The sequence below is a fragment of the Gulosibacter chungangensis genome (genome assembly GCF_008831155.1).
GTDB lineage: Bacteria > Actinomycetota > Actinomycetes > Actinomycetales > Microbacteriaceae > Gulosibacter > Gulosibacter chungangensis.
Genome location: NZ_WBKB01000002.1, coordinates 26090 through 39050 on the forward strand (window position 1 = coordinate 26090; position 12961 = coordinate 39050).

The 12961-nt window shown below is 62.8% G+C and carries 14 protein-coding genes, 1 tRNA gene and 2 pseudogenes; 8 read left to right on the forward strand and 9 right to left on the reverse strand.

Features of this window, described 5'->3' with window-relative positions:
* The first annotated feature begins 38 nt into the window (after positions 1–38).
* The gene (locus F8O05_RS03525; RefSeq protein ID WP_158051390.1) at positions 39–953 is read left to right on the forward strand and encodes a GNAT family N-acetyltransferase; all 915 of its coding nucleotides are present in this window, start codon (positions 39–41) and stop codon (positions 951–953) included.
* Here F8O05_RS03525 and F8O05_RS03530 read toward each other — a convergent pair.
* On the reverse strand, positions 913–1842 hold the full coding sequence (locus F8O05_RS03530; RefSeq protein WP_158051391.1) for a 3-methyladenine DNA glycosylase: 930 nt from the start codon (positions 1840–1842) through the stop codon (positions 913–915). The genes F8O05_RS03525 and F8O05_RS03530 overlap by 41 nt on opposite strands.
* 75 nt (positions 1843–1917) lie before the next feature.
* On the opposite strand from F8O05_RS03530, the gene F8O05_RS03535 reads away from it, so the two are divergent.
* Entirely contained in the window at positions 1918–2475 is a 558-nt protein-coding gene (locus tag F8O05_RS03535) for an NUDIX hydrolase (RefSeq protein ID WP_192497023.1), read from the forward strand.
* Here the strand turns inward: F8O05_RS03535 and F8O05_RS03540 are convergent.
* The 4 genes and pseudogenes from F8O05_RS03540 to F8O05_RS15265 form a co-directional block, all read right to left on the reverse strand.
* Positions 2472–4115: a hypothetical protein gene (locus F8O05_RS03540; protein ID WP_158051393.1), complete on the reverse strand. Its 1644-nt coding sequence runs from the start codon at positions 4113–4115 to the stop codon at positions 2472–2474. The two genes, F8O05_RS03535 and F8O05_RS03540, sit on opposite strands and share 4 nt — an antisense overlap.
* Before the next feature lie 28 nt (positions 4116–4143).
* Positions 4144–5622 carry an ATP-binding protein gene (locus F8O05_RS03545; RefSeq protein WP_158051394.1) on the reverse strand — a complete coding sequence of 493 codons (1479 nt, stop codon included), beginning with the start codon at positions 5620–5622 and terminating at the stop codon, positions 4144–4146.
* Positions 5623–5738: 116 nt separating this feature from the next.
* Positions 5739–6035 carry a SixA phosphatase family protein gene (locus tag F8O05_RS14905; RefSeq protein WP_225735758.1) on the reverse strand — a complete coding sequence of 99 codons (297 nt, stop codon included), beginning with the start codon at positions 6033–6035 and terminating at the stop codon, positions 5739–5741.
* Positions 6036–6047: 12 nt separating this feature from the next.
* Positions 6048–6245: pseudogene (locus F8O05_RS15265) on the reverse strand (SixA phosphatase family protein); the annotation flags it as partial.
* A gap of 117 nt (positions 6246–6362) precedes the next feature.
* On the opposite strand from F8O05_RS15265, the gene F8O05_RS03555 reads away from it, so the two are divergent.
* The 3 genes from F8O05_RS03555 to F8O05_RS14920 all read left to right on the forward strand — a co-directional run bounded on the left by F8O05_RS03555 (position 6363) and on the right by F8O05_RS14920 (position 7319).
* Positions 6363–6439: transfer RNA gene (locus F8O05_RS03555), tRNA-Pro, on the forward strand.
* A 178-nt stretch (positions 6440–6617) separates the two neighbouring features.
* Positions 6618–7004, forward strand: coding sequence for a hypothetical protein (locus F8O05_RS14915; protein WP_225735717.1), 387 nt, complete (start codon positions 6618–6620; stop codon positions 7002–7004).
* A gap of 81 nt (positions 7005–7085) precedes the next feature.
* Entirely contained in the window at positions 7086–7319 is a 234-nt protein-coding gene (locus tag F8O05_RS14920) for a hypothetical protein (RefSeq protein WP_225735718.1), read from the forward strand.
* 54 nt (positions 7320–7373) lie between these two features.
* Here the strand turns inward: F8O05_RS14920 and F8O05_RS15270 are convergent.
* Positions 7374–8249: pseudogene (locus F8O05_RS15270) on the reverse strand (recombinase family protein); the annotation flags it as partial.
* Between the two features lie 353 nt (positions 8250–8602).
* Entirely contained in the window at positions 8603–9043 is a 441-nt protein-coding gene (locus F8O05_RS03565; protein WP_192497024.1) for a tyrosine-type recombinase/integrase, read from the reverse strand.
* Between F8O05_RS03565 and F8O05_RS03570 the strand changes: the two genes are divergently transcribed.
* The 3 genes from F8O05_RS03570 (at position 9026) to F8O05_RS03580 (ending at position 10523) form a co-directional block, all read left to right on the forward strand.
* Entirely contained in the window at positions 9026–9439 is a 414-nt protein-coding gene (locus F8O05_RS03570) for a helix-turn-helix domain-containing protein (RefSeq protein WP_158051397.1), read from the forward strand. The two genes, F8O05_RS03565 and F8O05_RS03570, sit on opposite strands and share 18 nt — an antisense overlap.
* Before the next feature lie 116 nt (positions 9440–9555).
* Positions 9556–9987, forward strand: a complete 432-nt coding sequence (locus F8O05_RS03575; protein ID WP_158051398.1) for a hypothetical protein — start codon at positions 9556–9558, stop codon at positions 9985–9987.
* Positions 9987–10523 (forward strand): hypothetical protein, encoded by a 537-nt coding sequence (locus F8O05_RS03580; RefSeq protein ID WP_158051399.1) that lies wholly within the window; start codon positions 9987–9989, stop codon positions 10521–10523. Before F8O05_RS03575 ends, F8O05_RS03580 begins: the two co-directional genes overlap by 1 nt.
* A 113-nt stretch (positions 10524–10636) precedes the next feature.
* On the opposite strand, the gene F8O05_RS03585 is transcribed toward F8O05_RS03580, so the two are convergent.
* On the reverse strand, positions 10637–11317 hold the full coding sequence (locus F8O05_RS03585) for a hypothetical protein (RefSeq protein ID WP_158051400.1): 681 nt from the start codon (positions 11315–11317) through the stop codon (positions 10637–10639).
* Positions 11314–12786, reverse strand: coding sequence for a glycosyltransferase family 2 protein (locus tag F8O05_RS03590; RefSeq protein WP_158051401.1), 1473 nt, complete (start codon positions 12784–12786; stop codon positions 11314–11316). The genes F8O05_RS03585 and F8O05_RS03590 overlap by 4 nt, the downstream gene beginning before the upstream one ends.
* Positions 12787–12961 lie beyond the last annotated feature (175 nt).

The window sequence follows — 12961 nt, forward strand, 5'->3', positions numbered from 1 at the left end:
CATTTTGCCGCCATCCACCGGGCGGGAGAGGACTGAATATGGACGCCGGTACGGCAGCCCTGCAACACGCAACCGCGATCAGCAATGAGTGGCGTTCGCACGCCTTTCGAGAGCTGCGAGAGTTCGAGGTACCGACCGGAGCGATCCTGAGCGCAGGCGACCTCGTCGGCGCGGTGCGTTTGGTGGAGGTCTCGCCCGCCAGCGAGTATTCGATCTGGGGTCCACGACACCTCAGCCTCCTTGCACTTCGCGGTGCGGATGCATCGGGGGAGGATCCTGATAGTCCGAACCTTGCGGACCTGGAAGCGCTGCTCGATAACTGGCTCGAGCGGGTGGGGCCCGAGGCGGTGCCCTCGGTTGAGCTGCCGGTTGCGATTCGCGGTGCCGCGCGGGTGTTTGCGCTCCGCGGCTTTCAACCTGTCTCGGCACTCGCGGTACGGAAGATTCAGGCGACTGACGCTGCTGCGGCGGGGCGCCACGGGGTCAAACTGCGTCGCCCCGAACCCGGGGACCGGGATGCGCTCCTCGATTTGCTGCGGGAGCTCCATCGCGCCGATTGGGAAGCGGGTAGTGCTGCCGACCACGAGGAACTCGACGAGCACCTGTTGGTGTACGTGGATCGCATACTCGCCGACCCTTCACAGGTCTGGGTTGCGCACTATTTCGGGATGCTGACTGGCTTTGCGAGTTTCGCCGTGGACACCGCCAGACAGTATTCAGGCTACGCGAGCGAGCGCTACCTACAGTTTGCCTCGGTGACCCGACGCATGCGCGGCGGCGGCATTGGTCACGCCCTCGTGGATGCGCTGCACCGTGATGCCGCGGCGGCCGGGGTCGACGCGATTACGGTGAACTTCGCCGTGATGAATGCCGAGTCGGCCCCGTTCTGGCACCGCCGCGGGTACCGCCCGCTCACGACGATATGGCGGCGACTTGGCGGGCAGCGCGGATGACGTCAAGCATTCGCGTACGGATAACCTGACCGCGGGCCGCAAACTCCCGCTGCAGCCGCACGTACTCGGCCTTCCCTTCGGGCGTCTCAATCGCGATTGCGGGGACCGCGTAGTCGCTGACGTCGTAAGGGGATGCCTGCATGTCCACCCATCGGATCTCCCGCGCGAGCTCGAAGGCGTCCAAGAGCAATTCGCCCGGTACGAGCGGTCCTAGCTTGATGCACCACTTATAGAGGTCCATATTCGCGTGCAGGCAGCCCGCTTGGTCGAGCGCGCACTGCGTTTGTCGAGTCGGTTGCAGCGCATTTCGAGGCCGGGCCTCGGGCGTGAAGAACCGGAACGCGTCGTAGTGGCTGCAGCTGATCTGATGCGACTCGACCACCGCATCCGTACCGCGCTGCCCGAGCCGCAGCGGCACCGGGTGGCGGTGCTCATCCTGTCGGTAGACCATTGCCCATTCGTGGAGGCCAAAGCAGCCAAACCGCGCCGGCCGCTCGAGGACCGCTTCCGAGAGCTCCTCGATGCTGCGCACAAGTTCGGTCTTCTCGCTCAGGTAAGCAGCAGCATCCACCGAGACGTTGCCGGATGCATCCGCCCGGTACCAGCGCTTGTCCTGCCAACTGGCAGCCTCCACCAGCGAGCGATCGATGCCCGGGTGCCAGCGACGCAGGACTGCCGGTTTATAGGAGTAGTAGGTAAAGAGGAAGTCGTCGATGGCGTGCTTGCGGCCTGCTGCCCGGTACTCGCGATAGGTGTGCGTGAGCGCATCCGCCCGCAGCTCATGCTGCTGCTGAAGATCTTGCCAGTCGGTGCGCTGCAACTGCTCAGGCGATGCCGGGCTGTTTGAAGGGGCTATTGGCGGGGCAGGAATCGAGACTGCGTCGGACATGATCCGAGTAGTCTATTGCGTCGTGCGGGGCCGACGGATTTGCGAGCGCGGCCGGATCGAACCATGCTGGGATGCGTGATAGCGACACCACAGAACTGGCAAAAGGACGGCGAAGCCAATGAAGATTGGGACGTCGTTGATATTGATGGCCGGTCCGTGGGCAGAACTACGAAGCGCGGTGCCCCGGATTTTGCACCGGGGGAGTTCCACGTCGTCGTGGGCACCTGCGTGTTCACCCCGCGTCGCGAGGTCCTCGTAACGCGGCGGTCACCGAATAAGTCGCATCCTGGGGAATGGGAGTTCTCCGCGGGCAGCGCGCTCGCGGGGGAGTCGAGCGTGATGGCGGCACGTCGGGAACTTGCGGAAGAGACGGGCCTCGAGTTCCCTGCTGAGGAATTTCGCACGGTGGGTCGACTTATTGAGCCGACCTCGCTCTTCGACATTTATGCGGTGCGGATTCCGGAAATCGCGCAGGTCGTTCCGCAACCTGGCGAGGTGGATGCGTACCGCTGGGTCGAGCTCGGTGCCGTCCTCGAACAACCGCGCGGAGTGTCGTTCACCGGGCCATGGCACCGGCGGCTGAATCAGATTCAGTTCGTGCTTCGAAAGCTTGTGGAAGGCTGCGACGCTTAGGGCGTACCGAAATCGTAGGGTTCGACGGTGATCTCAGGGACGGTGTAGTTATTGCTGTCGAACTCGGGAATATCGACTTTGCCGACGTCATTCCACTTTTCTTGCTGCTCACGCATCTCGAGCTCCCACGGCGTCGGCGGTGGATCGTCGTGCAGGATGTGTTGGTAGGTGAACCAGCTGGTCAGCACGATGGCGATTAGCGAGGCGAGGCCCGCAATCACGCCGATGATGTTCGCCCGCGCGGATTGCCCAGGTACGTTCACGAACCGGGCGAGTAGCCAGGTCATTCGGACGAGCGGTGGCGCCATAATTGCGATGGCAACCGCAGCAAATGCCGAGAGCGTTTCAGGCCGGTTCGCGAGGCCAGCGCCAAAGAGTGGGAAGAGCGCGAAGAGGAGGCCGACCCCCACTCGAACCAGTAGCCAGGTGGAGTGCTTGAGCTCGTACTTGGTGGCGGTGAGGCTCTGTTCACCAACCGGGTAGAGCCGGTTCTTTGCTTCTGAGCGGAACCGTGCCCACAGCAGGAGGAGTTCGGCAGTGATCGTCACGACGGCCACGAATCCGATGATTCCCGCGATGCCGCCCATGTAGGGGCCGCTGTGTTCCATGGTCCCTGGCTGGAGCCGCAACACGAGGATGAGCGAAACCAGCAGCATGAGCGCCGAGGAGATAGCGATCAGGATGAAGCTGAGCCACACCCACCAGACCCGGCTGAACATTCTGCGCAGATAGCCTTTGGGCAGTGCCTTGCGCTTGAACCTCGTGACGGCGAACAACGCCGCGAAGGGGACCACGATGAACACTTCAATGAATTGGCGTTCGGTCCGGGTGGTGGGGCCGGAAGTCGATTCGGGCACGAACGCGGCGACGATCAAGAGGACTGCGAGCATCCACGGCACCACGGCCGCGAGGTATTGCACGCGTGCCCAAATATTGTCGTTGAGCTTCCGCGCGGCTCCGAGCTGTTGCGGGTTGTCCGCGAGCACGCCGAGGAGAATCTTCGATTCTTCGATGTCGTCTTTGGCTTGGAGACTGGAAGCGAGCAGCTGCAGCGCCTCGCTCGTGGGGTAGAGCGCGAGGCCACGCTCGAGCGTTTGGACGGCTTCGGCTTTGAGGTTGATGTCTTTAAGCAGATGGGTGGCGCGGCGGAGTGTTTCTTCGCCTTCTGGGTCGAGCTCGAGCCCTTTGCGGGTGTTTGCGGCGACCTCTTCGCCCCAAGCCTGTTGCTGTTCGGGGGTGGGTTTCCCGTCCCGGTTGGCGGCCCACGCGGTGTTGAGCTGGACGTGCGCGAGGTTGAGATAGGAGGGGCCCCACTCGGGGTACGTGGCTACCTGCAGTTTGGCGAATTGTTTTGCCTCATCGAAGCGTTGTTCTCGTACCGCGTGTTCCAGCAAGACCGTGGTGGCTCGGTAATCGGCCGGCCGAACGGTGAGGGTAGCTTTCGCGGCAGTGACGCCCTCGTCGGCATGGCCGTCAAAGAACTCCCTCGAAGAGAGCAAGCTGAGGAGTTCCGGGTCGTCAGGATAGGTGCTGAGGCCCTTTCGCAGCTCGAGAATTGAGTCGGGTTTTCGGCCGAAGTCGTAGAGCGCATTGGCCCGGTCGACATACTGCTGGGCGGTGATTTCGCTGGTGTCGGTCAACGCAGAACCTTGCGGATGGGGGATGTGGTTAGAGTCGCTTCGACTTGCGCACGTAGTCGACGAGGTCGTCATACCGGCCGTCATTGTTGGCGTAGGTGGCGACGTTGCGGGCGCTATCCATCCACGGGCCGATTGAGGGCTTGACCTCTTTCAGCGCGCGCTGCATGTCCTTCATATTGATCGGTCGTACCTGGCCGGTTTTAAGCGAGTCAGCCATTGCCTTCTCTGCGGCGGTGTCGGTGAGGTGCTGGAGGTCGGCACCCGAGAACCCGTCGGTGAGGCGCACGAGCTTTTCGAGGTCGATTCCTTCGATGGGCCGGTCTCGCAGGTGCAGCTGCAGGATTGCTTCTCGGGCCGGTTCATCCGGTGGCAGTACGAGCACCATGCGGTCGAAGCGACCGGGGCGAAGGAGCGCCGAGTCAACATCCCACGGCATGTTCGTGGCCGCGAGCACGTAGACGCCCTCGTTTTGGTTGTCGACGCCGTCCATCTCCATCAGCAGCTGATTCACCACCGAACGCAGGTGTTGGCTTTGCTGGCTGCTGCGTTTGCCACCGACTGCATCAATCTCGTCGAGAAAGAGCACCGCCGGTGCCTTCTGTCGCGCTTCCATGAAGGTCTTGTGGATGTTCCCTTCACTCTCACCGAGCCACTTGCTGAGGACATCGGCAAGGGTGACCGAGATGAAGCTCGCGCCGAGCTCACCCGCGATGGCGCGCGCGATGAAGGTCTTTCCACATCCCGGAGGGCCGTAGAGCAGCAGGCCACCGCGGAGTGACTTCTTGAAGGCTTTGGCGATTTCGGGGTTCGCCATCGGGTCGAGGAAGCTTTCGTGGATGCGCTGCTTCACCTGGGCGAGGCCACCGACGTCCTTGAGGGTGATTGATTCCTTGGTCACTTCGGTGGGCGCGACGGATTCTTCTTTCCATTCCGCAACCTGTTCATTGAGCTGCTCGATCTGGTTGTCGTTGAGCATCCCGAAGTCCTGTGCGCGCGAGTTCGGGTCGGGGTTGATGATGAACGGCGGCAGAGTCGGATTGTTGATCTCGTACTCGAGCTTTCGCCAGTCGACGTCGTCGGCGGGATTGGAGTCGTTCCCTGACTGAGTTGTCGAGTCTGGGTGACCTGTCGAGTCTGGCTGACTTGTCGAATCTGACCGGCCGGCTGAGTCTGACTGGTCTACTGAGCTTGACTGGTCTGCAGAGCCGGGCTGACTCGGGCCGCCTGCTTGGTGCTGTGCCGGTCCGGTCGGCTGGGGGCGCGAGCCGTCTTGCGAGGTGGGGGATGCTTGCTGCGAGTTCTGCTGCGGCGCACCGGTGAGCTTTGCGAAGAGTTCGTTCGCGGCACCGTGCTGTGGCTGTTGGTTGAGGACCACGAGCACCTGCCCAACGGCGGAGTCCCGTTCGCCCGCGTCTGCGAGCCGCGCGGCGTAGAGCGTGCGCAATTCGACGTCATTCGGGCTCGCATTGACGGCCGTAGCCAGACTATTGAGCAGCGGATCGCTCATAGATGGTTCTCCTCATTCGCAACAGGCAGCACCGACGGCGGCCCGTTTTTCTCCTAGTGGATCGTAACCTGAGCCAGCGACACCGTGGTCGAATCCCTGTCAGTCGCCAGGCGGGTCTAGCCGCGAGGAATCACAAAATCAATCAACTGGCAGGACTCCCGCGCGAGGATGCTCCACTCGCCATCGAACTCGAGGGTTGCGATCGCGCTCGTGGGATATTTCTCGGAAATGCGCTGCCAAGCCGGATTATCGTCCGGCTGACCCAGGGTAAACACGAGATCTTCGACGGTGGGGAAGTGGCCAAGCCACAGGACGGACTGTGCGTCGTTCGGCACCTCGCGCAACAGGCGGAGCGCGCTCGCGGTTGAGGCTTCGTAGATGGCATCGAGAAATTCGATGCTGTTCGCGCTCACGCCCTCCTGCTCTACGCGGGCCCAGGTTTCTCGCGTTCTGGTCGAGGAGGAACTCAGTACTCGATCTATCGAGCGTCCGAATGATGCCAAGTACCGGCCAGCGGCCAGCGCATCCTTTCGCCCGCGCCCGTTGAGTGGTCGTTCATGATCAGGTTCGCCTGTGGACCAGTCGGACTTCGCGTGTCGCATGATGTGCAGAGTTCGGCTCATACCTGCCAGCGTACGAGTCGCAAGCGTAAAGACGCGCCGGACGAAGCGGATTTTGACTGGGGAATTTTTGGGTTAGGATAGTCAGGTTGCTTCGGCAGCACGCCGGTTTACCGGCATCGGGCTGTGGCGCAGTTTGGTAGCGCACTACACTGGGGGTGTAGGGGTCGCAGGTTCAAATCCTGTCAGCCCGACCAGGTGAGGCTTACTGCAAACACCGACCCTATGGGCCGGGTTTGGAGGAGCCGCGAGGGTCAACGAAGTAAGGGAGTCGCCCATGTGGGCGGCTCCCTTCTTCTTCGTTTGGTAGTGCTTGGCCCAGGAGGCCTGGGCGAGGTCATGCAGGCGGCCAGGCGGTGCTCCGATGGTGCTGGCGTGGTAGATCGTCTGGACGGTGAAGAGGTCTCCGAGCGGGTCTTCGAGGTCGTGGTCGATGATCTCGTCGTGGTCGATGAAGATGTGCTTGAAGATGGCCTGGTTGAGGCGTCGGCGGACTTCGTCGCTGGCGTTCATGTACAGCTCGTAGGGGTCTTCGAGCAGGCGCAGGTTCACCTCGATGAACTCGACGGCGTCCTTGAGGGTGTCGACGGTGGTCTGGAGCTGGGCGGTGAGGCGTTCGCGCTTGGTGCCGATCTCGCGCAGCTTGGCGCGGATCTTCTCCTTGGGGATCGTGTCGTGAACGGCGAGCTCCAGGAGGTTGCTCTCCTGTGCGTCCAGGCGGTCGAGCTGCCCTTCGAGCTGTTCCTTCAGGGCGCGTTGTGAGGCTTCCTGCTCGGCGAGAGCGTCGTCGAGGGTCTGACGCATGGCCTGGAGGAAGTCAGGGCTGAACTGGACGGTGCGGTAGTGCTCTTCGACGGCGCGTTCGATGCGGTGGACGTTGGAGTACTTGGCGTCGCAGAAGCCGTCCTGGGTGCCACGGCAGAAGAAGTACAGGTACTCCTCGCCGCTGCGGGAGATGGTGCGGCGCACGATCATGCGGCGGATGGATCTGTCGCGCCGCCAGCAGGCGCCGCACCACAGGGTGCCCTTGAGGTAGTGGTGCACGACGCGGCGGCGCTCGCCTGCCCTGCCGCGTGAGGCCAGGAGGTCTTGCACCTGGTCGAACAGCTCCCGATCGATGAGCGGTTCGTGCCGGCCGAGGTATTCCTCGCCCTTGTACGTGACGATGCCGACGTAGTACGGGTCTTGGAGCATCTGGTGGATCTTCGAGACGGAGATGGGGCCTGCAGGGCGGCGCTGGGTGGGGCGGGTGCGCAGGCCTCGGTCGGTGAGCTCGTTCTGGATGTCCTCCAGAGTCGCCTCGCCGGCGGCGTACATCTCGAAAGCGAGCCGAACGAGGGGCGCACGCTCTTCGTCGATGGCGACAGCGCGGATCTCGCGGCCGTCGATGCGATCGATGGTGTTGATGTAGCCGATGGGCGCTTTGCCGAGCGTTCCGCCCTTTTTGGCCTTCTCACCCATCTTGTAGGCGATGTCGGCACCTTCCTCGGCGGAGCGGAACTCGTTGAACGCGGCGAGGATGCCGTGCATGAGCTGCCCGACCGGAGTCTCGTCGATCGACTCGGTGGCGGAGATGAGGGTGACGCCGCGCTTCTTCAGCTCCGCACCGACGATGGCATCGTCGAAGCGGTTCCTGGCCATGCGCGAGAGCTTGTAGATGATGACGTAGTCGACGTCCCGCTCGGTGCGGATGCGCTCCAGCATCTGCTGGAACGCCAGCCGCTTACTCATTTCCCGAGCGGAGCGGCCAGGCTCGATGTACTCGTCGATGATCGTGATCCCGAGCTGGTCGGCCTTGCGGTAGCAGGCCTTGCGCTGCGCTGGGAGGGAGATACCTTCCGGGTCGTAGTCGGTGTTGACCTGGCTCGGTGTGGAGACGCGGAGGTAGATCACCGCCCGCTTGCCAGTCGGGATGTCGTCCACGGGCTGCCCGATGCCGACGTCGATGGTCTCGAAGCTGAGCTGGTCGGGATGCGGGATGGGTGGGGTCTCGTCGTAGAGCGTCATGGACGCGGCTCCTTCTTCTCGGGCATGAGCGGTGTGGCGGGCAGCAGAGACAGCGGGAACGATGCCTTGAGGAGCTTGTTCATAAGAGCAGCGTTGCAGGCTTGACGTATGACTCCCTGCCGATTCGCTGACGCGAAAATGCGCTCGCTTTGGTGGATATCCGGCAGGACGGTTTGACGGCAGTAATTGACGGCAACGGAACCCAATGTGAGGCAACGTGAACGTGTGCGAAGCGCTGTGATAACAGGGGGCGGCAAGTTCGCCAAAGTGGTACAAATCTGGCTTTTAAGCAGGGTGTCGTGGGTTCGAGCCCCACTGGGCCCTCCAAGAAATTCCGCCGTATCGACCCCCGTTCATCGGCGGTTTTTCTTTGCTTGCGTTTCTTCGCTTTCCATGGCGTAGTAGCCGTTTGACGGCAGTAGTTGACGGCAACGGCCTGCACTCGCCTGCTCACGCGTGCCATTCACTGCCAGAGTTGCGACGGGTGGCGTGAGGGACGCGGCGACTCGTTCGAGCGCTTCCCGCTGGCCGGTGACGTCGCCGTGCTGGTAGAGCTCCTGCGTTGTCGTGATGTTCGAGTGCCCGAGGATGAGCTGGACGTCGCGGACCGGGACGCCGAGGTTTTTCAGGAGTGTCGCGGCGGTGTGGCGCGTGTGGTGCACGGTGATGCGTGGCAGCCCAGCCTGGTCGCGAATCTCGTGGAAGGTGCGCACGAAGTTCTTCGGATCGACTGGCGTCCCCGCTGTGCTGAGGAAAACGAGGTCATTCGGCTCCGGTTGCCGTTCGTCACGCAAGGCGAGGAAACGGCCACGGATGGGCAACAGGAGCGGCAGGTCGCCGAGCGGTGGGTGCGTGCCACGGACGAAGAGGACGCGGCGAAGAAGGTGCAGGAAGAGTTCAACCGCCCGTACGGCTACTTCGGCTCCTGGAAGGACGTGGCATCGGAAGTCGAGGTGGTCGAAGCTGAGCAGACGACGGTGATCCGACCGAACCTGCTTTCAGGGTCCGGGCCGATGCTGCTGTCGCTCAAGGACGCGGGCAAGGCGCTGGGGATTCCCTACTCGGCTGTCTACGAGTTGACGAACCGTGGGGACATTGAGCACACGAAGATCGGCAGTCGGAAGTACATCTCACGCGAGTCTCTGATGGCGTTCATCAAGGAGAACACGCATCGGGGGTACTCCGGCTGAGGCGGCTGGATTGGGCTCCTAGGGGCGTTTTAGGGCGGCTACTGCCGGACTGGGCTTGGCCCGGGGGAGGACGGTATGTTCCTCGTCCCTGCCCTCCCGGAAAGGAGCCCTCCGTTATGCCGAAACGCCTCCACTACCTCCGCCTTGCCGACTATGGCAAGAGCTCTATTGCGGCGAGTACCGCCATCTTCGATAACGACACGAGTATCTCCACTCGGGTCGTTTCTGTTGGTGGGCACACCTCGTCGTGCACCTTCATCTCGGGCTTCTGCATCGACCTGGCGTATCCGATCCGGGTCATCGGGTCGACGTCGCATGCCCGGTCGCTGCACGCCGAGTTCACCATCTTCGAGGGACAGACGCGGGTGGCCTGCTGGTACAGGCCCGTCGTGAAGCGGCTGTTCTGGATGGGTTACCCGCTGGAGCTGCACTCCTGGCTGACTCCGGAGCTGGAGGAGCGGATCGAGCTGAGTCGGCGCTTCGACCCGGGCACGCTGCCGAAGACGGTGGCGCTGGAACCGAACTGCATCGCGATGTCTGCCTGCTGATGAACGCCGAGCCATACCCGTCCTGGGACGAGAAGCTGGACCGGGCGCTGCAATCGTGGCGTGACAGTGCAGCCCATCAGGCTCGCCGTCCGATGTTCGCCGATGACCGTGCGTGTGAAGACTGCCAACGTGATCCCTACATCGTCATCGCCCAGCTCGAAGACGACTCCACAGCGCATCGGTGGCCGCACTGGATGGCGCATACGCTGCGTGAGCACCTGATCGACGTTCGAGGGGAGCTGTTCGAAGGGATCGCCCTCCGCCCCTACGGCGGAGCGACGATTGCTGACTACCTCGACGGCGCCGGGCTCCGACCGCGCCATACGTGGGGTCAGGCGACTCGACAGGCTGTGCAGATCGTGACCGACCAGGCAGTGCTCGTCGACCTGTGGCTGCGCTACCGGATGGCAACGCTGGCACCGTGGCCGAAGCGGGTGCGACAGGCTGCTGGCCGCGAAGCATCCAGATATGCCACGTTGCATCGTGCAACAGGGAGACCGGGGTTAGTTGGAAGGCGAAGACGAGGTGATCGTTGAGACCGGGTGTGGCAATAGCGGCTCCGTCCTGACGTTCCCAACTGAAGCAATCTGACGCGTTGGCTCCAATCCGCCGAATACTCCCGGAATGCAGTCTCTATCGCGTGCGCGGACTACTTCTTCGTTACTTCTGCGAGTTTCTGGTTGCTGACTATGTAGACGTTGCGGCTCCAGTGCCAGTCGGCGATGAGGGCTGAGCCGTCGAACCATTCGCGGTCGCCTTCTGCGAGGTAGACGCCTGCGGCGTTGTCGGGGATGGCGTCGGCGTCGTCGACGCTGGCGATGAGGGCGAACTTGGTGCCGTTGGAGTAGTAGAGGTAGTGCTTCGCGCCGTACATGGTGTCGCAGTCCTCAGTGCTGGTCGCCTCGTTGTCCTGCCCTGCTTTGGTGATCTTGGCAACGCCTGCCGGGTCGCGTGGGATGGCGTCGATGACGGCTTCGCGTTCGAGGTCGGCGAGGAAGCCGAGGTCGGCGTCGCTGTCGAAGCTGCCGCCCGCGCAGGTACCGGTGCTGATCGGATACCCGCCGTGCTGTTCTTTGTAGGTCTTGAGTGCTGCGGCGAGGCGGTCGAGGTCGGCAACGCGCTTGGCGTCGCCGCGAGGCAGATCCTTCTCCTCTTCCTGCTTTTCGGCGGTCTGGGAGGTGGAGTCGTTCTTCGTGGTCGTGGTCTGACCGGTGAGGCTTGGCAGGGTGAGGCGGATGAGGCCGTAGGTGATGCCGACGGTGACGGCGATGATCAGGACGGTGAAGATGATCCGGCTGCGGGTTTCTCGTTGCTGGTGGTAACTGCTCATGCTGCTTTTTCTCCTGCTGCTACTTCGGCGGCAGCGACGCGCTTAGGTTGCTGTTTCGGCTCCACGGCGAGCTTCGGGGTCGGCTTCCACGCCACTTCACGGATACCGGCGAGCCATTTCAGGACGGCCACGAGTGGGCCGGCGGTGTCGATGACACCGGCGAACGGCGTGACAAGGAGCACCAGGGCGTGGTCGCGGAGCTTCTGCAGACGGGTCATGCCGGTGTAGCGGAGGTTGTAGAACAGGCCCAGCTGCGTGCCCGCCATCCAGAGAGCGAGCCCAATCGTCGTGATGATGCCGTAGACGGTCAGCTCGGGCGCGACGACGGTGATGGTGCCCTCCCGGATAGCCTCGGCGGCGAGGATGAGCAGGATGACGACGTTGGAGCCCAGCGCGAGAAGCGAGACTGGGAAGCCGAGGGCGTAGGTCAGCACGCGCAGGCGGATGATCACGTTGATGTGCCAGCGATCCTTGCGGGACAGACGCATCCAGTCCGGCTGCTGGCGGATGTGCGCGAGGGCCTGCATGGCGCCGAACACCCAGCGTTCACGCTGCTTGTAGGCGGCCTTCAGCGTGAACGGTGGCTGCTCGATCATCTCGGTGTGATGCCACCCGAACACGTCCTTCCCGAACTTGAGATAGGCAGCGAGACCGAAGACGAGGTCTTCCGCGATGAGGGCGGAACCGTCGAGGTTGCCGATGTCCCAGCCGATCTGGTTCTCCAGATCCTGACGAACGACGAGATTCGAGCCGTGCAGGTGCATCGGCGGTGGGCTGGTCATCACGGAGTAGCACTCGTGGCAGCCGAAGGGGCGATTCGACTCCATCGCCTTGTTCAGCAGCGTCGTCTCGTTCCAGTCCAGACCATAGGAGATCATGCCCTCCGATATCCCGACCGGATGACGACTCAGCCGATGCACGAGACGCGCGAGGTTGTCGGGCGTGAAGACGGACTCCTCGTCATAGTGGACGACGTAGGAATCGGTCGGGTGGGCGCGGTGCTGCTCGACCATGTACTCCAGCGCGCGAGCCTTGAGACGGGTGTCCTTCGGTGTGCGGTAGTCCGTCGGCAGTAGGTACGGCGTCACTGGGATGACGGCGTTGCGGTAGCGGGTCTGGAGTGCGGCGACCTCGTCGGCGTCCTCGGTGATGATCTCCACCCAAACGACCTTCTGCAGCACCGGATAGCGGGCGACGCCAGCGAGAACGTTGTCGATGCCACGCTGGACGACGGAGAGCGCACCGCCCTTGGTGGTGATCTGGATCAGGAAGCGATGCGTGTTCCCCTTGCGCTTCGCGTGAGCGAGGGACGCGGTGAGCGTCCGGTTGGTGACCTTCTCACGAGAGACATGCTTGTGAGCGCTGGCCTTGATCACCATCCACCAGAAGTAGAGGTAGGTCAGGATCAGGAGCACCATCGCCCCGAACAGGAACCAGCCGACTGGTGAGAGATCCGGAACCAGAGGCACTACGCGACGGCTCCGAAATCACCCCCTCGAAAAGCGAGGGTGCAAGAAATATCTGAGATGGTGTGGTGGAAAGCCAGACGCATTACTGCTCTGGAATATAACACGAATCTATCGCCGCGACAATACTAAAAGTGCCTCTCGTCAGGCATTTATCCGTTGCTCCGCGATATTCCTA